This window comes from Pseudoalteromonas sp. PAST1 (genome assembly GCF_021532515.1).
Lineage (GTDB): Bacteria > Pseudomonadota > Gammaproteobacteria > Enterobacterales > Alteromonadaceae > Pseudoalteromonas > Pseudoalteromonas simplex.
In genome coordinates, this window is the sequence record NZ_JAKGBH010000056.1 from 1 (window position 1) to 20,159 (window position 20,159).

Annotated in this window: 20 protein-coding genes; 8 read left to right on the forward strand and 12 right to left on the reverse strand. The window is 40.7% G+C overall.

The features are described from left to right. The first annotated feature begins 157 nt into the window (after nt 1-157). Nucleotides 158-850 (forward strand): HlyD family efflux transporter periplasmic adaptor subunit, encoded by a 693-nt coding sequence (locus L1272_RS19485; RefSeq protein ID WP_235374124.1) that lies wholly within the window; start codon nt 158-160, stop codon nt 848-850. A 66-nt stretch (nt 851-916) separates the two neighbouring features. Here the strand turns inward: L1272_RS19485 and L1272_RS19490 are convergent, their stop codons facing one another. Further along, complete coding sequence (locus L1272_RS19490) at nt 917-1,336, reverse strand: hypothetical protein (protein ID WP_054553788.1); 420 nt, start codon at nt 1,334-1,336, stop codon at nt 917-919. Nucleotides 1,337-1,970: 634 nt separating this feature from the next. Beyond that, nucleotides 1,971-2,345: a hypothetical protein gene (locus tag L1272_RS19495; protein ID WP_194441490.1), complete on the reverse strand. Its 375-nt coding sequence runs from the start codon at nt 2,343-2,345 to the stop codon at nt 1,971-1,973. A gap of 448 nt (nt 2,346-2,793) precedes the next feature. Between L1272_RS19495 and L1272_RS19500 the strand changes: the two genes are divergently transcribed. Together L1272_RS19500 and L1272_RS19505 are read left to right on the forward strand one after the other, a co-directional pair. Next, nucleotides 2,794-3,387, forward strand: a complete 594-nt coding sequence (locus tag L1272_RS19500; RefSeq protein WP_235374125.1) for a hypothetical protein — start codon at nt 2,794-2,796, stop codon at nt 3,385-3,387. Nucleotides 3,388-3,450: 63 nt separating this feature from the next. Then, complete coding sequence (locus L1272_RS19505) at nt 3,451-4,368, forward strand: DUF5700 domain-containing putative Zn-dependent protease (protein WP_235374126.1); 918 nt, start codon at nt 3,451-3,453, stop codon at nt 4,366-4,368. A gap of 69 nt (nt 4,369-4,437) precedes the next feature. Here the strand turns inward: L1272_RS19505 and L1272_RS19510 are convergent, their stop codons facing one another. Next, nucleotides 4,438-4,860, reverse strand: coding sequence for a hypothetical protein (locus tag L1272_RS19510; RefSeq protein WP_166340183.1), 423 nt, complete (start codon nt 4,858-4,860; stop codon nt 4,438-4,440). A 395-nt stretch (nt 4,861-5,255) separates the two neighbouring features. Between L1272_RS19510 and L1272_RS19515 the strand changes: the two genes are divergently transcribed. Together L1272_RS19515 and L1272_RS19520 are read left to right on the forward strand one after the other, a co-directional pair. Continuing rightward, nucleotides 5,256-5,708 (forward strand): hypothetical protein, encoded by a 453-nt coding sequence (locus L1272_RS19515; RefSeq protein WP_235374127.1) that lies wholly within the window; start codon nt 5,256-5,258, stop codon nt 5,706-5,708. Nucleotides 5,709-5,806: 98 nt separating this feature from the next. Further along, the gene (locus L1272_RS19520; RefSeq protein WP_235374128.1) at nt 5,807-6,154 is read left to right on the forward strand and encodes a hypothetical protein; all 348 of its coding nucleotides are present in this window, start codon (nt 5,807-5,809) and stop codon (nt 6,152-6,154) included. Between the two features lie 45 nt (nt 6,155-6,199). On the opposite strand, the gene L1272_RS19525 is transcribed toward L1272_RS19520, so the two are convergent. The 9 genes from L1272_RS19525 to L1272_RS19565 form a co-directional block, all read right to left on the reverse strand. Then, nucleotides 6,200-7,078, reverse strand: coding sequence for a LysR family transcriptional regulator (locus L1272_RS19525; RefSeq protein WP_235374129.1), 879 nt, complete (start codon nt 7,076-7,078; stop codon nt 6,200-6,202). Between the two features lie 389 nt (nt 7,079-7,467). Then, nucleotides 7,468-8,124, reverse strand: a complete 657-nt coding sequence (locus L1272_RS19530) for a 3-oxoacid CoA-transferase subunit B (protein WP_054553796.1) — start codon at nt 8,122-8,124, stop codon at nt 7,468-7,470. An 11-nt stretch (nt 8,125-8,135) separates the two neighbouring features. Further along, nucleotides 8,136-8,834 (reverse strand): CoA transferase subunit A, encoded by a 699-nt coding sequence (locus L1272_RS19535; protein ID WP_055197201.1) that lies wholly within the window; start codon nt 8,832-8,834, stop codon nt 8,136-8,138. Nucleotides 8,835-8,845: 11 nt separating this feature from the next. Beyond that, nucleotides 8,846-9,751 (reverse strand): hydroxymethylglutaryl-CoA lyase, encoded by a 906-nt coding sequence (locus L1272_RS19540; protein WP_235374130.1) that lies wholly within the window; start codon nt 9,749-9,751, stop codon nt 8,846-8,848. Next, nucleotides 9,751-11,715, reverse strand: a complete 1,965-nt coding sequence (locus tag L1272_RS19545) for an acetyl/propionyl/methylcrotonyl-CoA carboxylase subunit alpha (protein WP_235374131.1) — start codon at nt 11,713-11,715, stop codon at nt 9,751-9,753. Before L1272_RS19545 ends, L1272_RS19540 begins: the two co-directional genes overlap by 1 nt. Before the next feature lie 8 nt (nt 11,716-11,723). Continuing rightward, nucleotides 11,724-12,494: an enoyl-CoA hydratase/isomerase family protein gene (locus L1272_RS19550; RefSeq protein WP_062569055.1), complete on the reverse strand. Its 771-nt coding sequence runs from the start codon at nt 12,492-12,494 to the stop codon at nt 11,724-11,726. Nucleotides 12,495-12,504: 10 nt separating this feature from the next. Continuing rightward, nucleotides 12,505-14,112, reverse strand: coding sequence for a carboxyl transferase domain-containing protein (locus L1272_RS19555; protein ID WP_235374132.1), 1,608 nt, complete (start codon nt 14,110-14,112; stop codon nt 12,505-12,507). A 9-nt stretch (nt 14,113-14,121) separates the two neighbouring features. Continuing rightward, nucleotides 14,122-15,297 carry an isovaleryl-CoA dehydrogenase gene (locus tag L1272_RS19560; protein WP_235374133.1) on the reverse strand — a complete coding sequence of 392 codons (1,176 nt, stop codon included), beginning with the start codon at nt 15,295-15,297 and terminating at the stop codon, nt 14,122-14,124. 44 nt (nt 15,298-15,341) lie between these two features. Further along, a complete protein-coding gene (locus L1272_RS19565; protein WP_054553803.1) occupies nt 15,342-15,776 on the reverse strand; it encodes a MerR family transcriptional regulator in 435 nt (144 codons plus the stop codon). Between the two features lie 341 nt (nt 15,777-16,117). Here L1272_RS19565 and L1272_RS19570 point away from each other — a divergent pair, with 341 nt between their 5' ends. From L1272_RS19570 to L1272_RS19580, 3 genes are all read left to right on the forward strand, one after another. Beyond that, on the forward strand, nt 16,118-17,299 hold the full coding sequence (locus L1272_RS19570; RefSeq protein ID WP_235374134.1) for an acetyl-CoA C-acyltransferase: 1,182 nt from the start codon (nt 16,118-16,120) through the stop codon (nt 17,297-17,299). A 91-nt stretch (nt 17,300-17,390) separates the two neighbouring features. Beyond that, nucleotides 17,391-18,881: a CoA-acylating methylmalonate-semialdehyde dehydrogenase gene (locus tag L1272_RS19575; protein ID WP_055197193.1), complete on the forward strand. Its 1,491-nt coding sequence runs from the start codon at nt 17,391-17,393 to the stop codon at nt 18,879-18,881. 110 nt (nt 18,882-18,991) lie between these two features. After that, nucleotides 18,992-20,149: an acyl-CoA dehydrogenase family protein gene (locus L1272_RS19580; RefSeq protein WP_138602212.1), complete on the forward strand. Its 1,158-nt coding sequence runs from the start codon at nt 18,992-18,994 to the stop codon at nt 20,147-20,149. Nucleotides 20,150-20,159 lie beyond the last annotated feature (10 nt).

The window sequence follows — 20,159 nt, forward strand, 5'->3', positions numbered from 1 at the left end:
TCAACTGCTTGTAACTCATGGTAAATGCTTCTGTTTGTTTGGCGACGATAGAGTACCACCAACAGGCAGTTGATCTCTTCTCACCGTTTAACCATGAGTGGTGCACTTATTATCTGAATTCGGGACTCAACAACAGATACCATTTAGCAAAACAATTATGACGCAGCTAGAACAAAGAAAGCGAGTCGCAAAAGAAGGCGTTGAAAGGCAGCAAGAATTACTTAATACGTATAAAGATTATAAAAGCCGCGGAATAGTCCCCGTTTCTGATTTAGCAAGCGCAATAGCTGCTTTTAACAGTGCTCAATTAAGTTACGAACAGACAAAAGTTGATATCTTGCGTGAGAAAGAGCGGCAAGAAATGGAACGCTTGTATGGATTAAAGGGGCAACGCTATCAAGATCTTTCAATTGAATTTGCAAAGTTGTCTGCACTGCAACAAAACCTTGTTGTTAAAACTCCGTTTTCGGGAAATATTAACGATATCTTTGTGCAAGATGGTCAGTTTGTAGATCAAAACTCACCATTATTTTCAGTAGATACCGGCAGAGAACTAAGAGTTCATGCTTATCTTGCACCAAAATTTTTGGAGTATTCAAAAATAGGTCAAAAAGCGACTGTAAAACTTCCAAATGGTAAAAAATTTGATGCTGTAATTAATGAATATACAGAGCTTACAAGTAAGATACCCCCGCAGCTTTCAGGTCCATTCGAAGGCGAAAAAGCCGCTTTAAAACTTATTTTGCAAGTAGATATTCCAGCAGAATACCATATAGAAGGATTACCTGTAGAAATTCAATTTGATCGCATCACAATGAAGGGGATGTCAGATTTATTTGCCAAACATTAAATAAAAAAAGCCCGGTCAGAACACACAAGAACCGGGCTTTCGACAACAATTTGGTTGGGGGAACTGTTACAGCGCTAGGTTTTGTTTTGCGCGACTTAAGTTGTGATTAACAAGTTCATTTTTTGAAATTTGCACCGCTTCATAAAAGTCAGAAAGTGCAGCAGTATCTTTTTCAGACATGATGCGGGCAACACCACGGTTACTAAGTGCAAACGAAGTTAATTCGCGGCGTTTGTAACCTGGTACCTTACTTGTACTTAGAAGAGAAATTGCTTGTGTACACAGGCTTTCCGCTTCTGAAAAATTCTTTTCTTTAACGCTTAATGCACAGCGGTTGAAGGCAGTTTCGTATTGGCTAGTTGCATTATCGTTCGTTTGAGCTTGCTCAATAACCATCAGTTTATAATCAGCTTGTTTGGCTACTGCCATCGCTGAGCAAGTTAATAAAGAGCTAAGTGCAATAGTGGTTACAAGTGTTTTTAACATGATAGTTTTCCTCTGAATAAGTTGGTGTTTCTTACCAACGAGTGAACTTTAAAATATTCCCATAAGCTAAACAAACGATTAAATTAAAACTGATAGATGAAGAAATTTAATCTATAGAGTAATTACTCAGGATTCGGAGTTTTACTGTGATGTAGAGGAGGTGAAGTTGTTTTATTCCTGTATTGAAAGTTACAAATTAGCTGAGTTGAGTGCTGATAAATTTAATGCTGTCTCTTATATAGAAATGTTATTTGGGTCCGTAAATTGTGGTTTTAAAATATATTTAGGTCAAAGGGGCACAGTCTTAATATTTGGACAGTAGCAATTGGTTAGTAACTTTGTTAAAACTAAACATCTTAAGTAACAAGAGTTTATTGTGGTACGCAGACTAGCAATAAATTCATAATTATCATGATAAACCGTAAGAAGGAATACTGGTGCAAGGATATAGAATTAGCACAGACAAAACTGATCTTGATTTTGAAGTAATTTACGGTTTTATTTCAAAAAGCTACTGGGCGTCCGGAATACCAAAGCAGACGCTAAAAAAAGCCATTTCAACTAAGCCATTAACATTAACCTTTCGTGTGCAACAAGTGGCTGCGTAAATTGCTCTTGTTATTAACTGAATTATTTACGTAATTGCTTTGTATACTTCCCAATCTACTGAAAATGACACCTTTTGATTGTGATCTTTGTTTTCCGAAATAAAAGCTAATGTATCAGGTTTTTTCTTTGGTAATGCGGGTGAATTGTGAAACCCATTTCCAACAAACCTAAAACCATGCTCCCATAATAATTGAGCAGATTTCCAACCACTTAAGTCTGATTTTTGTGGTGATTGAAATTGCCTACCCATAAATGCCATCTTGTTACCGCAGATCATGCATTTATGCGATAGTACAGCTTCTGGCAAGTGGGCACTGTATTCTTTAATATTATTGGTAGCAGGCTTCTTAAAAGAAACTCTGCAATCAAAACATGCAAACTTAAATAAAAAGCTTTCCATTAAGTTGTGTCCTCCGTGTTATATAAAAATATGGCTCAATCAAGGGCAAAGGACCTTTCGCTATGCCTAATTTTTCTGCTGGTGTTTTACCATTATTCCCAGTTAAACAAAAGTTGTAATAGGCTCTTAGTATCTGCAATAGCTTATTTATTCTCTCAGGGTTGTATGGCTGCTTTCATGTCTATAAGTACACAGTGTTAGATGACGATTGTATTAGGCGATCAAGTATAGATACTCTTCATCTTCATTCTCATAGCCATTAATGAAGAACACACGTTTACGAATTACATTTATCTTATGAATTGGCACGTTAAGCTATATTCAGGATGTCTATTTGTATATTCTGGTGATTTAAGATCATCTTGTGTAATAATTCGTTTAGAATTATAGAAAATTTACAACAATTTAAAGGTTACATGGAACCAACTACTTTTATTTTGTAGTGAACTTGCGTTTGATTGCAGTGTTATCTTATACAGGCATTAGCAAATTTAAGGACAGAATTATGAAAACAGGACTCTTATCAATCGGGTTTTTAATTATATCAAATGTAAGCTTTGCTGACTGTAAAGTTGAGCTTGAAGAAAGGTTAAAAGACGATTTGAGCCTAACATACCAACAATTTGATCAGACGTACGATGCCGGTTTTAGATTGTTAGAAAAATCAGGTTGCCATGCTGAAGCTGCCATTCTGATAAAAAGTTATATCTCTCATAATAATTCAAATGAAAGCTCATTAACTTGGCATTTAGCTCAAATGGAAGGGTTAGCGGGTGACTATCAACAAGCGGTTTTTCACGCTAAAAAAGTATTGGATCCCGATGAAAAGCTAAGTGGTTCAAAAATGTATTGGAATGACTTTGTACTAGGAAACATCGCTTTTTGGAATAAAGACAAAGCAAAACTAAAACAACACATAGCAAATATTGAAAAGGGGCAAAGCTTTAAACCTAACCAGATAAATCTGAACTACTTGAATCAGTTACTCAAACATTTTGATTTAAGTTACAAACAGGCATTGTCTGAGCAACCAACCACTTAGACATGAATTATCGAATCTTCAACATATTCGACTTTATCCTAACAAATAATTCTGACTATAATTATGCAAATATTCTCTAAATTTCTTCTACTCTCTATCTTCATATTTGGTGTGCTTTCATTTAATGCGCTTGCTAACAAGCAGTCAGCTGATTTTGAAGTCATTAATCTCGCTGATGATTTTTATACTTTATATCAGTCAAGCAAGACGTTGACTGCAGAAAATAGAGCAGAGCAGTTTTCTCAACATTTCACCTCTCAATTTGCGCCTTTTTATAGTGACAAAAGCTTTGTTAAAGCTATTGAGGGTTTCAGTGGAATAGAAGAAGTATATTTTTCAAAAAATAGACGTTTATCTAAAGAGTTAAACAGCAGTATGGAATCATTTATTGCTACTTTCCCTGATTTCAAATCTGAAACCCCCATTTACATACTTCACTCATTAGGAAGGTTCAATGGGGCAACGCGAGAGTTAAATGGTAAGACTTACTTAATGTTTGGTGTAGACCTTATGGCCAAATATCATACCTGGAAAAACGATACGCCATTCTTTCATCACGAGTTATTTCACGTTTATCATGAAAAATTATTTCAATGTAAGGATGAGCTATGGTGCTCTATTTGGACTGAGGGATTAGCTACTTACGTTTCACATAAATTAACTCCGTCAGCCAGTGATGATGAATTGATGCTAAACATACCTAGCAATTTGGTGAAAAAGATTCGCGCAAGGCAGCTCGATTCTTTCGTTGACCTTAAGAAAAAGTTTTACTCAAAAAAAACTGAAATATATTCTTCATTTTTCAACTTCGCAAAGGACGAGACAAAGCTGCCATACCGAAGAGGTTATTACCTAGGTTATATTTTAGCGAAAGAAATTGGCAAGAATTACAGCTTAGAGCAATTGGCTAAAATGAATAAAAAGACAGTAGAGAGCCTATTGCTAAAAGAACTTGATTTATTGATAAAAGCGGAAGACTAAAAAACGAAACACCTAAACGACAAAACCCAGCCGAAGCTGGGTTTTGTGACAACACAATTCTGTGAGAACTTATAATGCTAAGTTCTTTTTCGCACGCGTTAAGTTGTGCTCTACTAACTCGTTACCTGAAATTTGTACTGCTTCGTAAAAGTCAGACAATGCAGCAGTGTCGTTTTCAGACATGATTCGAGCTACACCACGGTTGCTTAATGCAAATGAGGTTAATTCACGACGTTTATAAGCAGGTACCTTGCTCTTGCTAAGCAAGCTGATTGCTTTAGAGCAAAGTGTTTCAGCTTCTGTAAAATTCTTTGCTTGAACACTTAACGCACATTGGTTAAATGCTAGTTCGTATTGGCGGTTTGTTTCTACTGTTGCTTGTGTAGATTGATCAATAACCATTAATTTGTAGTCACTTTGATCAGCCACTGCCATAGCTGAACAAGTTAATAATGAGCTAACTGCAACGCGTTTCATAAGTGTACTAAACATAATCATTTCCTCTATTTGAGTCGGTATCAATCGCCGACAAATGAACTTTAATTGAACACTGCAAATTCAACAAACGATAAAAAATGACCTAAAAGATGAAGAAATTTAACCTATAGACTTTAGTCTAATGTAATGAATTACTCTTAAAGCCGTCAGCCGTCAGCCGTCAGCCGTCAGCCGTCAGCCGTCTGATCTGACTCCGATTGATCTGACTCCGATTGATCTGACCCCGATAAAGCAGATACGGGGTTAAAATAGGTAATGTTTACGATAAAGAACAATAAAGGAGTTGAGTACGCAAAACAAACAAATTGTTGTTAATTAAAAATAAAATCGGTACTTTATGATGGTATGTGTAGTTGATGACTTAATTTATTCAGAATAAGCGTATAACCATGAAACTGATATTTGCGTTGTTACTTTTAGGGCCTGTTATTGCCAATGCAGCTGAAGATAAAGTGGCTGTTTATCTTAATTTTGAGCAGGCTTATTTGAGCAATGATGTATCTTTGTTTACGCCATTATTAAGTAAAAACTATACGATTAGACAAACATTGCATATTCCAGGCATAGGGTCAGATACTGTGCCTGTTACTAAAGCACAGTTACTTGAAGGCATGAAGCAAAATCCTAAGCCTAGTTCATTACCGCGCTCAAAAGCTCAATCAGTCAAAGTAGAAACAATTTCATCAAATCAATTCTGTGCAAATTCGCAAACTCTCGATCAAGTCGTCGTGGCAGGTAAAAACTACGAAGAGAAGGAACTGCGCAAAGCCTGTTTTAAACATGAAAATAACCGCTATGAAGCTATATCACATACCATTGATGTGTATTATCGAGAGCTTTGATTGTGATAGTTAACATTCTGAAGTTTCCGTGTATCAAATAAACGTACTAACTGATATTAATTACGGACAAACCCTATAAATGAGATAAGTAAATAAATATGAAAAAACAGTTAGGTTTAGTAGCTGGAGTATTTTTAGCATCAACAAGTTGTTTCGCAGCTGATAGTTTTCAAGTTGAAACATCTGTTTATAAAGCGAATGAGCTACTAGCATCGCCAGAAATGCTGGTGGAAGAAAAACAACCTGCGAGCATCTCTATAGGTGAGGGGTTTAGTTATGAAGTTAAAGTTACACCACTACAAAATAATACGGCGGCTATAGAAACATCTATCACACTCGCTGGAAGATCTTTTGCACCTTCTTTTGTTGTGGAATATAGTAAACAGGCTTCTTTTGAAATTGGTGAAAACAAAATGAGTATTTTAGTCACCAAATCTAAAAGCTAATTTAAAGATAAATGACCCTCAACAAAATTGAGGGTCTTTAATCTTTTATTTTAGATGTTTGAAAGTATCAAGCATCCATTTTATAAATAGCTCTAATTGTGCATTAGTTTCACTAGGATCGTGTTGCACTAAGTAATATTTATCTTTCGTTTTTAATGGCATATTGGTGAAATTAAATAACCATTGTTCATCAAACCAAGTCTGACTGATAGGCAAGGGGATTAGGGCAATACCCATACCCTGTTGCGCGGCACGTGCCACACCAAACATACTATCAACCTGAATAATTTGTTTTGGTGCAAAGTCATCAATACCAGCATGCTCTGCCCATTGGTGCCAAGCCCAAGGACGCGCTTTATGAAGTATAAGAGGAACTTCATTTAAAGCCTGAAACGGGTTTTCTTGCCATGCTTGCCAGTTTTCTTTATTGCAAGCTGGTGTATACGATAGCGAAAATAGCTCATGTACAACGCCTTCGTGCGGTTTAGATGAAGACAATACAATCGACAAATCGCTTTGCTTAGTCAGCTCTTTACGCGTTTTTAAGGTATTAAGCTGTAAGTTTGTATTTGGGTGCTCACTGGTCCATTCGCTCAGTTTTGGCATTAAAAGCTCACTGGCGAAAAACTCAGGTAACGTAATACTGATCGTAACGTTCTCTTGTAACTGACTAAACTCATTAATGGTTTTTTCTAGCGCTTTAATAAGCGGTGATACAGAGTCATAAAAATTCTTACCAGCCGCTGTTAGGCGAATTGAACGGGTTTGACGTTCAAATAGTTCAATACCCAATTGTTCTTCTAATTGTTTGATCTGATGGCTTACGGCAGACGGTGTAAGGTAAAGCTGGTTTGCTGCATCTTTAAAGCTAAGGGTACGAGCAGCAAAACAAAATGAGCGTAGGCCACGAATAGGTGTTTGCATAGTTAATTTCAGTAAGTCTCAATAGCGCTTGTTAGTTAATTAACTGCTAAGCAATTATTATCCCAAAATGTAAAAAAAATAGAGAGTAAAGAATGAATATAGCTAACTCTTGCCATATTGTATAAAAAACAGCCTTTAATCGCTCGTTTAATCTATGTTTAGGCAAATGTTTAGTAAAAAAGTGATCTTAGCAGTTTTAGCTATTTCGTCATAGTCTCAGTATTAGATACTGCCAATTCACTAAAGCAGGGCATTTTATACTATTTATGTGACAAAATGGTGCGGCGAAAGGCTGACTTTAGATAAAAAAAATCCCTCTTGCGAGGGATTTTGGGTAACTCAGCGCCATTGGCACTGGGAATGAGGTCGGTACATGGGATGTGAGTGGTTTAAAAAACCATCTCTGGAACATCACCTTCAACAAGCAATTTGCCTGCCGTTTTGCTAATAATTTCATCTACCGACACGCCTGGAGCGCGTTCGATTAGATGAAATGCGCCGTCTTTAACTTCTAGTACGGCTAAATCAGTTACGATTTTCTTTACACAGTTAACCCCAGTTAGCGGTAAAGTGCAACTTTCTAATAACTTAGAGTCGCCATGCTTGCTTGCATGAGTCATCGTAACAATAATATTCTTCGCGCCAGCAACGAGGTCCATCGCGCCACCCATGCCTTTAATTAGCTTTTTTGGGATCATCCACGATGCGATGTTACCGTTCTGGTCAACTTCAAATGCACCTAATACTGTTAAGTCTACATGACCACCCCGTATCATGGCAAAACTATCTGCACTATTAAATATTGCTGCACCTGTGGCTGCTGTCACGGTTTCTTTACCCGCGTTGATCATATCTGCATCAACTTGGTCTTTGGTTGGGTACGCACCCATGCCTAATAAGCCATTTTCAGACTGCAACATTACTTCGATACCGTCAGGTACATAGTTAGCAACCAGAGTAGGGATACCAATACCTAGGTTTACGTAATAGCCATCTTGTAGTTCTTGTGCAACACGCATTGCAACTTGTTCACGTGATAATGCCATTTTATTGCTCCTTAATCGCGAGTTGTTACACGTTCAATGCGTTTTTCAAAGTCACCTTTGATCACGCGATTAACATAAATACCTGGGGTATGAATTTGGCTTGGCTCAAGTTCACCTGGCTCAACAATCTCTTCAACTTCAGCAACGGTAATTTTACCTGCTGTCGCGGCCATCGGATTGAAGTTCATAGCTGTGTGGCGAAATACAAGATTACCGTAGCGGTCGGCTTTCCATGCTTTAACAATGGCAAACTCACCTGTAATTGACTCTTCTAAGATATATGGGCGACCATCAAATTCTTTAACTTCTTTGCCTTCGGCAACCGGAGTGCCGTAACCTGTAGCAGTATAAAACGCAGGAATACCAGCACCACCGGCGCGCATCTTCTCAGCGAGTGTACCTTGTGGTGTTAAAACAACATCAATTTCGCCATCGAGTAGTTGTTTTTCGAAAAGCGCATTTTCACCCACATAAGAAGCGATGATTTTTTTAATTTGCTTATCGTGAAGTAAAATACCTAAGCCGAAATCATCAACACCGCAGTTGTTTGAAACAACGGTTAGATTTTTAGTCTGTTTACGCTTAATTTCACTGATAAGTCCCTCAGGAATACCACACAAGCCAAAGCCACCAGCGATAATAGTATCGCCATCTTTTAAACCTTCCATTGCAGCTTCATAACTTGAAACCACTTTATCGAAACCGGCCATGAGCCTACTCCTTAATTATTCTGAGTGTTCTTTAGAGCAAGTGATACCTTGCTGACAGGTTGTTTATTTAATGCACTGCAAATAGCCCAACCAGCTTTCGCCAGTCTTTCTAAATGAATTCCATGCTCTATGCCAAGTCCTTGCAGTAAGTAAACTACATCTTCAGTGGCAACATTTCCTGACGCACCTTTGGCATAAGGGCAGCCACCAAGGCCTGCAACAGCACTATCAACCGTTGCTATACCGCGGCTTAGGGCGGTGTAAATATTTGTAAGCGCTTGTCCGTATGTGTCGTGAAAATGTACAGCGAGTTTTGATTTATCAATATGTTGCAAGAGTAAATCTAATAACTCATCTACTTTTTTCGCCGTACCTACACCAATGGTGTCGCCAAGGCTAATTTCGTAACAACCAAGCTCTAATAATCTCTCTGATACCTTTAATACATCATTGTAGTCGACATCACCTTGATATGGACAACCCATGACGCAGCTAACATAACCTCTAACACGAATGTTATTCGCTTTGGCAAAATCCATAACATCCTTAAAGCGGTCAATACTTTCATCAATAGAGCAGTTAATGTTCTTTTGACAAAACGCTTCACTTGCTGCTGTAAAGATTGCAAATTCTTGAATGTCGACTTGTTTTGCTGCCTCTGCACCCCGTAAATTCGGGGTGAGGGCACTTAAGTTAACGTCTGGCAAATTTAATGCGCTTATTACATCGCTAGAGTCAGCCATTTGTGGCACCCACTTAGGTGACACAAAGGCGCCTGCTTCAATATCTTTAAGCCCAGCATCTGCAAGGGCGTTGATAAGAGCGACTTTATCTTGAGCGCTAACGGCGGCTTCATTTTGCAAACCGTCTCTGGCGCCAACTTCTACAATGCGAACAAAATCAGGAAACTGTGCCATTACGCCTCCGGCTCTTCAACAATCGCGAGCATATCACCATGACTCACCAGTTCACCTTCAGCAAAGCAATAGCTGGTTAATACACCATCATGCGGGGCATTAAGGGTGTATTCCATTTTCATCGCTTCAATGATGACAACAGCGTCACCTTTAGCGACAGTAGTACCTACCTCAACTAAATGTTTAACAACAGTACCATTGAGTGGTGCAGCAAGTGGTAGTGCATCACTTTCGTGTTCACTAATATAGTGCTTATCAATCAGTTCTAGCACCGTTTGCTGTGCTTTGTACATCACTGTGATGTGAGAGTCTGTTTGATTAATATGAGCTACAACTTTTTCGCCATTAACGACTAGGTTTGAAAGGCCATTTTCAACCTTGCCCGAGGTTGTATAGTCAACTCCATCTAGGCTGATTTTAAAGCCATCTGAGGTCTTAACAGCATGAACGTTAAAATCTACAAACGGAATTGTTGTTTTAGGGTCACTGTTTAGCATAAAGCCTGTTAATTGTTGCCATGGGCTGCTGCTTTCACCTTTTAGTTGATGTGCATACGCATAGGCTGCCACAACGGTCGCAATAACAGACTGTTGCTCGTTTTTAGCAACAAGGCGCTCACCTTGGTCTTCAATAAAGTGCGTATCGGGTGCACCTGCTTGAAAAGTAGGGTGGTTAGCAAGGTTATGTAAGAAATTAACGTTACAGCTAAAACCTGCTAGGTGGAATTGCTCTAGTGCTTTTGCTAAACGCCCAAGCGCTGCCTCACGGTTATCGTCATGCACAATTAATTTAGCAATCATAGGATCGTAGAACGGGCTAATTTCATCACCCGCTGCAATCCCTGTATCTATACGTACAAATTCAGATTCGTTCGGTGTGAATAGGGCGTCAATGTGGCCAGAACACGGAATAAAGTCATTACTTGGATCTTCTGCATAAATACGCGCTTCAAAGCTGTGACCTTGTAGCTGAATATCTGCTTGGCTAAGTGGTAATGCTTCACCTGCCGCAATATTGATTTGCCAATTCACCAAATCAACACCGGTTACCATTTCTGTTACTGGGTGCTCTACTTGTAAACGGGTGTTCATTTCCATGAAGAAGAATTCATTACCGCATAATAAAAACTCAACCGTACCTGCACCGCGATAGTTAATCGCTTGGGCACAACGTACCGCAGCTTCACCCATTTCTTTACGAAGTGCATCAGATAAACCCGGAGCAGGGGCTTCTTCAATTACTTTTTGGTGACGACGCTGTAAAGAGCAGTCACGGTCACCTAAGTACACACAGTTACCATGGCTATCGGCAAAAACTTGTACTTCAACATGGCGCGGTTTGGTGACATAGCGCTCTAACAGCACTAAATCGTTACCAAAACCAGCTTTAGCTTCACGTTTTGCGCCTTCAAGTGCACCGATAAAGTCTTTTGCGTGTTCAACAACTCGCATACCTTTACCACCGCCACCAAAGGCCGCTTTAATCAGTACCGGGTAACCAATTTTTTCAGCTTCGGCTTGTAAGAACTCAGTATCTTGGTTGTCACCATAGTAACCAGGCACTAAAGGTACATTTGCTTGGTGCATTATTTCTTTAGCGCGGGTTTTTGAACCCATGGCTTCAATGCTTGATGCTGGCGGGCCAATAAAGGCGATATCATTTTTCTCACACGCGAGCGCAAAGTCACAGTTCTCAGATAAAAAACCATAACCTGGGTGAATACAATCAACACCTGCTTGTTTTGCCACATCGATGATTTTGTCTGCCACTAAGTACGAATCTTTACTTGGCGCAGGGCCAATGTGATACGCCTCATCAGCAAGCTTTACGTGCTGAGCATGTTTATCAGCATCTGAGTACACTGCAACCGTTGTTAAGCCCATTTGCTTTGCTGTACGCATAACTCGGCAGGCAATTTCACCACGGTTGGCAACGAGAATTTTTTTCAATGATTTTGTTGTCATAATGGTTCCTATTTCTGCCAGTTAGGGGCACGTTTTTCAAAAAAAGCAGTTAGGCCTTCTTGGCCTTCTTCAGATACACGAATGCGAGCAATGCGCTCAGCGGTTAACTCAATCAGTGCATCATCTATTACGTTGCCAGCTACATCATTTATTAGCTGTTTTGCTGCTTTAACAGCAACAGGACCATTGTTGACAAGGTTTTGTAAGTGTTTGTCGAGCGCTGTTTGTAAATCGCCGGTGATCTGGTGAATTAAACCCAGTTGCTTGGCTGTATGCGCGTCAAAAATCTCAGCCGTTAAAAAATAACGACGTGCAGCGCGTTCACCAATAGCTTTAATGACATAAGGGCTGATAACCGCAGGAATAAGACCCAGCTTTACTTCACTCAAGCAAAATTGCGCATCGTCTTGGCAAATCGCGATATCACAACACGCAATCAAGCCTAAGGCACCGCCAAATGCAGCACCTTGTACGGCACAAATTGTAGGATGCGGACTGGTAGCAAGGACTTTCATAAGCTTTGCTAGCTGCATAGAATCCGCTAAGTTTTCAGCAAAGTCATTGCCAGCCATCGACTTCATCCAATTTAAATCAGCCCCAGCAGAGAAGTGCTTACCTTCGGTTTTTAAAACCAGTGCGCGCACATCGCAACTGTTTGCGTGCTCAATTAAACGGATCAGCTCACTAATGACTTCTTCGTTAAATGCATTGTGTTTTTCAGGGCGACTTAGTACCAGTACAGCCACATTTGATTTTGTTATTTCGAGTGTTACTGACATAAGGCCTCCATTACATTCTAAATACGCCGAACTGCGAATCGCGCTCTGGTGCATTTTTAGCTGCGCTTAAGGCAAGCCCTAATACATTGCGGGTATCAGCAGGATCGATAATGCCATCATCCCAAAGGCGGGCACTGGCGTAATATGGATGACCTTGTTTTTCGTATTGCTCGATAATTGGCTTTTTAAACTCACTGACTTGCTCATCAGTCATGTTTTCGCCTTTACGGGCTAAACCGTCTTGTTTAACTTGTGCTAGAACGCCAGCTGCTTGTTCACCACCCATTACAGAGATACGGGCGTTTGGCCACATCCACATCATGGTTGGTTCGAATGCACGGCCACACATACCGTAGTTACCTGCACCATAAGAGCCACCAATTAACACGGTGAATTTAGGTACATCAGCACATGACACAGCGGTTACCATTTTCGCACCATGCTTGGCGATGCCTTCGGCTTCGTATTTCTTACCAACCATAAAACCAGTAATGTTTTGTAAAAACACCAAAGGAATTTTACGTTGTGCACATAGCTGAATAAAGTGCGCGCCTTTTTGCGCAGATTCACTAAATAAAATACCGTTGTTGGCAACAATACCTACAGGGTGACCAAAGATTTTTGCAAAGCCGGTTACTAAGGTTTCGCCAAAGTAGCGTTTAAATTCATCAAATGATGAATCATCAACAACACGGGCAATTACTTCACGTACATCAAATGGCTTTTTAAGGTCGGTACCCACAATGCCGTAAATTTCGTTAATGTCGTAACGCGGCGGTTTAACATCATCAAGTAACGGTGCAGTAGGGCGCTGATAATTAATTCGTTCAATACATTGGCGAGCAATCGAAAGTGCGTGGGCATCGTTTTCAGCATAGTGATCGGCAACACCTGATGTTTTACAGTGAACATCAGCGCCACCGAGCTCTTCAGCACTTACTTCTTCACCGGTAGCTGCTTTAACCAGTGGCGGGCCTGCTAAGAAAATTGTGCCTTGCTTTTTTACAATAATACTTTCATCTGCCATCGCTGGTACATAAGCACCACCTGCGGTACATAAACCCATTACGACTGCAATTTGTGGAATGCCTTTTCCAGACATACGAGCCTGATTGTAGAAAATACGGCCAAAGTGTAATTTATCTGGAAATACATCATCTTGTTCAGGCAGGTTTGCACCGCCTGAATCAACTAAATAAATACACGGTAAATGACAACGCTCTGCGATATCTTGGGCACGTAGATGTTTTTTCACTGTTAGTGGAAAGTATGTACCGCCTTTTACGGTTGCATCATTGGCGATGATCATACATTCAACGCCTTTCACACGACCAATACCAGCAACAACACCGGCACAAGGAATAGCTTGATCATATACACCAAAGGCAGCAAATTGAGAAATCTCTAAAAATGGCGAGCCTTCATCAAGTAGCGTTTCAATACGGTCACGAACAAACAACTTACCACGGCCTTGGTGGCGCTCAATTAGGGCAGGGCCACCGCCTAAACGGATATCCGCTACTTTTTCACGTAAATCACTTACGAGAGCGGCCATGTTGTCGTGATTTTGCAAAAATTGCGGATCGTGTGGATTTACACTCGATTTTAAAATCGTCATAACAAGGTCCTATCGGCTTTCAGTGAATAATTCGCGACCAATTAGCATGCGGCGGATTTCTGAAGTACCTGCGCCAATTTCATATAGTTTTGCATCACGTAACAAGCGACCTGTTGCGTATTCGTTGATATAACCATTACCACCTAAGATTTGGATAGCATCAAGGGCCATCTTAGTCGCCAGCTCTGCGGCATATAAAATAGCGCCAGCGGCATCTTTACGCGTTGTTTCGCCGCGATCACATGCACGAGCTACCGTGTAAACATATGAACGAGCTGCATTCATTTGCGTGTACATGTCAGCAATTTTGCCTTGAATCAGTTGGAACTGACCAATTGGGCTATTAAATTGTTTACGCTCATGAATATAAGGAACCACAATGTCCATACATGCTTGCATAATGCCAAGCGGGCCTGCAGCTAAAACAACACGCTCATAATCAAGGCCACTCATAAGTACTTTTACGCCTTCGTTTAAGTTACCTAGAATGTTTTCTGCTGGTACTTCGCAATTCTCGAACACTAATTCACAGGTGTTAGAGCCACGCATACCAAGTTTGTCTAGCTTCTGCGCAGTAGAGAATCCTGGTGTGTTACGTTCAACGATGAACGCTGTGATGCCCTTAGGGCCAGCATTTAAATCTGTTTTAGCATAGATAACAAAGGTATCGGCATCTGGACCATTGGTGATCCACATCTTGTTACCGTTAAGAACAAATACATCACCTTTCTTCTCAGCTTTTAATTTCATTGATACAACATCAGAACCCGCATTTGGCTCACTCATCGCAAGGGCACCAATGTGCTCACCGCTGATAAGCTTAGGCAGGTATTTTTCTTTTTGAGCCTGTGACCCATTACGGTTAATTTGGTTAACACATAGGTTTGAATGAGCACCATAACTTAAACCAATCGATGCGCTTGCACGGCTAATTTCTTCCATTGCAATAACATGCTCAAGGTAACCAAGGCCCGCACCGCCAAATTCTTCAGGTACTGTCATACCTAATAAACCCATTTCGCCAAGCTGTGGCCAAAGTTGATTAGGGAAGGCATTGTCTACGTCTGTTTGTTCTGCAAGTGGGGCAATTTCTTGGCTCGCAAAGCTATTAACATGATCGCGGATCATGTCTGCTGTTTCGCCAAGTCCGAAGTTCATTTCTTTATAAAGTGAAATAGTGCTCATAATGTGTGTTCCTGTGAGAGTCTGATGACGAGATTGTTGTCAGGTTATTCGTCTAAATTATTAAGGGTTTCACGACAGCGGCGTTCTGCTGTAACCAATTCCATCAGTACAACTTTAATGTCGTCCATCTGTTGGCTTAGGTCTGCTTTTTTCTCTGCGATAAGGTCAAGCATAGTCACTAGCTGTTTAGCACTTGATTTATCTGCATCGTAAAGTTCAAACAAACGGCCCGTTTCGGCCAAGGTAAAACCTAAGCGTTTACCGCGTAGAATAAGTTTTAGTCTTACTTTGTCGCGTTTTGAATAAATACGGGTTTGACCATTGCGATCAGGTGAGATCAGGCCTTGGTCTTCATAAAAGCGGATAGAGCGGGTGGTAATATCAAATTCTTTTGCTAGTTCGCTGATACTAAACGTTTGCTCATTGCTAGCAGGTTCAACTGCTGCGCTTTCAAAGTTTGTTTGATTGTCTTGTTTCATGATTTATTTACCTCATTCGAATAACACCAATATAAGTGAAGTTTACGTAAAGGTAAAGGGTGATTTGGGAGTTATACTTTAGACTTATAAAGATAACTGGTTGGATTTGTTGAAAAGCTTTATTTATCTAGCCTTGTAAGCAGATGTTCGATTTTTCATACAACAAAATACAGATAAGTTTACAGTTTTACCAGCCGCAAAAATGTTGATTTTAGATTTACGTTGGCGTAAACGTAAATATTATGTATGCTGAATTAAATCGAAATTAAACTATAACAAATTAACTGTTTGGTTACACATGATTTGAACACATGATGATAACCACTTACATGGAGCCAATTATGACTACTGAAGCCGTTGTTATTGTTGCCGCAAAACGTACCCCTATGGGTGGTTTTATGGGCGCACTAAGTGGTGCACACGCAACTGATTTAGGTGCTACAGCTATTAAAAGTAGCTTAGAGCAAGCCGGTTTATCTGCCGATAAGATTGACGAAGTGATCATGGGCTGTGTATTACCAGCTGGTCTTGGTCAAGCACCTGCACGCCAAGCAATGTTAAAAGCAGGCCTTAATCAAGGTACTGGCGCAACAACAATCAACAAAGTATGTGGCTCTGGCTTAAAGGCTGCAATGTTTGCCCATGACTTAATTAAATCAGGCTCTATCAACTCAGCGGTTGCTGGTGGCATGGAAAGCATGAGTAATGCCCCTTATATGTTACCAAATGCACGTTCAGGTATGCGTATGGGTCATGGTGAAGTAAAAGATCACATGATGTGTGATGGCCTTGAAGATGCTTACGACAATAAAGCAATGGGTTGTTTTGCACAAGACACTGCTGATCAGTATTCAATTGGTCGTGAACAAATGGATAACTTTGCGCTTAGCTCACTAACTAAAGCGAATAGTGCGATTGAAACCGGCGCATTTGCAAACGAGATTGCCGCGCACACTATTTCTACTCGCAAAGGTGATGTGACCGTTGCGATTGATGAGCAACCAGGCAATGCACGTCCTGATAAAATCCCGGGTTTACGTCCTGCATTCAAAAAAGACGGTACGATTACAGCTGCAAACTCGTCATCAATTTCTGATGGTGCAGCAGCGCTTGTGTTAATGCGTGAATCAGATGCTAAAGTACAAGGTTTAACACCACTGTGTCGTATTGTTGCTCACAGCACACACTCTCAAGCACCAAGTGAATTTACTTTAGCACCTGTTGGCGCAATGCAATCGCTTTTAGAAAAAGCAGGTTGGTCTGTTAATGATGTTGATTTATGGGAAATCAACGAAGCGTTTGCCATGGTGACTATGCTTGCAATTAACGAGTTAAAACTTGATGAAAGAAAAGTAAACGTAAACGGCGGTGCCTGTGCACTTGGTCACCCTATTGGTGCAAGCGGCGCGCGTATCTTAGTTACCTTAATTCATGCATTAAAAAATCGTGGTCTTAGCAAAGGTGTTGCCTCACTGTGTATCGGTGGTGGTGAAGCTGTTGCTATGGCTGTTGAAGCTATTTAATCGCTTTAGAATTTTAATCTCTCACAGCCGCAACGTATTTTAAAAACTATCATGTTGCGGCCTCTTTATACCCACTGGGGAGGAGTGCCTCATGCACCAAGTACCTTTATTTATCAACGGCGAATTTACCCAATCAAGTTCATCGCAGCTGATTGATGTTATCAATCCTGCAAACCAAGAAGTGTTAGCCCAAGTTCCGTGTGCAACGGATGCTGAAATGGATGCAGCCATTGCCTCTGCAAAAGAAACATTTAAAACATGGAAAGAAGTGCCAATTTCTGAGCGTGCGCGCATTATGATGAAATACGCAGCACTACTAAAAGAAAACCATGACGAACTTGCGACGATTATTTGTCATGAGCTGGGTAAAACATTTGAAGATGCCAAAGGCGATGTTTGGCGTGGTATTGAAGTGGTTGAGCAAGCAGCCAATGCACCATCTCTGATGATGGGCGAAACAATGGAAAACGTAGCGCGTAAAATCGATACTTACTCTTACATGCAACCACTAGGTGTATGTGCGGGTATTACGCCATTTAATTTCCCTGCGATGATCCCTTTATGGATGTTCCCACTAGCTATTGTGTGTGGTAACACCTTTATTCTGAAACCATCAGAGCAAGATCCACTAACACCGATGCGTTTAGCTGAACTATTTGTTGAAGCAGGTGCACCAAAAGGAGTGTTACAAGTTGTTCATGGTACAAAACCACAAGTTGACCGTTTATTAGAAGACCCAGCAGTACGTGCGATTTCATTTGTTGGTTCGTGTGGTGTAGGTGAATACATCTATTCAAAAGGCACAGCAAACCTTAAACGCGTGCAAGCTTGTGTAGGTGCAAAAAACCACATGGTTATTATGCCAGATGCAAGTAAATCGCATGTTGTAAATAACCTAGTCGGTGCGTCTGTAGGTGCTGCGGGTCAGCGCTGTATGGGTATTTCGGTTGCTGTGTTTGTTGGTCAAGCAAAAGACTGGGTTGACGAAATTAAAGCTGGCTTTGAAAACGTACGCCCAGGTGTATGGGATGATGCTAACGCTGCTTACGGCCCACAAACATCAAAAGCAGCTAAAGATCGTATTTTATCGCTTATCGCAAGTGGTAAAGAGCAAGGTGCAACGTGCTTAATTGATGGCTCTGACTTTACTGTTGAAGGTTACGAGCAAGGTAACTGGGTTGGTCCAACGCTATTTACTGATGTAACCACCGAGATGGATTTATACAAAGAAGAGATCTTTGGTCCTGTATTGGCTTGTATGTTTGTAGATACTCTAGAAGAGGCGATTGAGCTTATCAATAACTCGCCTTACGGTAACGGTACTTCGTTATTCACATCAAGCGGCGCTGCTGCACGTAAATTCCAACATGAAATCGAAGTAGGTCAAGTTGGTATCAATGTGCCAATTCCTGTGCCACTCCCGTTTTTCTCTTTCACAGGTTGGAAAGGCTCATTCTACGGTGATCAACACACCTATGGTAAGCAAGGTATTCGTTTTTACACAGAAACGAAAACAATTACTTCACGTTGGTTCGAGGATGATATCGCCTCAGGTCCGAACATGAGTATCAACCTTAAGTAAGCCGTAATTAATTTATTGCTGAGCGAGCACACGCTCGCTCAAAGAACACACATTTAAACGACAACAATCGTTATTCACACAAGAATAAGACAACAAAATAGAGGTCTACTATGGACTTTAATTTAACCGAAGATCAGCAAGCGTTTGCTGAAACAGCCCGTCAGTTTGCAGAGTCAGAACTTGCTCCACATGCAGCTAAGTGGGACCAAGAACACATTTTCCCGAAAGACACCATTAAAGCAGCCGGTGAGCTAGGCTTTTGTGGTTTATATACCCCTGAAGAAGCGGGCGGCTTAGGTTTATCTCGCCTAGATTCAAGCATTATCTTTGAGCAGCTTGCCATGGGTTGTACCGCAACAACCGCTATGTTGACCATTCATAATATGGCAACCTGGATGATTGCAAGCTTTGGTACTGAGGAAGTAAAAGCTCAATACTGTGAACAATTAGTAATGGGTGAGTTACTTGCGTCTTACTGTTTAACAGAGCCAGGCTCTGGCTCTGATGCTGCATCGCTAAAAACCAAAGCGGTTAAAGAGGGCGATGAGTATGTGATCTCAGGCTCTAAGATGTTTATCTCAGGTGCTGGTGAAACTGATTTACTTGTAGTTATGGCACGCACTGGTGGTGAAGGCGCTGCCGGTATTTCGGCATTTGTTGTACCTGCAGACGCAGCAGGTATCGAATACGGTAAAGCTGAAGAAAAAATGGGCTGGAATGCACAGCCTACACGTTTAATTAGCTTCGAAGGTGTGAGAATTCCTGCGGCTAACTTATTAGGTCAAGAAGGCGAAGGCTTTAAGTTTGCAATGCAAGGCTTAGATGGTGGCCGAATTAATATTGCTACCTGTTCATTAGGTACAGCACAAGCAGCTCTTAATACTGCTCGCGAATACTTAAAAGAACGTGAGCAATTTGGTAAACCATTAGCTGCTTTCCAAGCACTGCAATTTAAGATTGCCGATATGAACACTGAGCTTGTTGCTGCTCGTCAAATGGTGCGCTTAGCCGCATTTAAACTAGATACCGGTGACAGTGAAAAAACCACTTACTGTGCGATGGCTAAACGTTTTGCTACAGATGTTGGTTTTAAAGTCTGTGACGACGCACTACAAATTCACGGTGGTTATGGTTACATCAAAGAATACCCATTAGAGCGTCATTTCAGAGACGTCCGTGTGCATCAAATTCTTGAAGGCACAAACGAAATCATGCGCGTGATTATCGCACGTCGTATCTTAGCTGAGTCAGCTGGCGACATTCTATAAGGAGCAACCT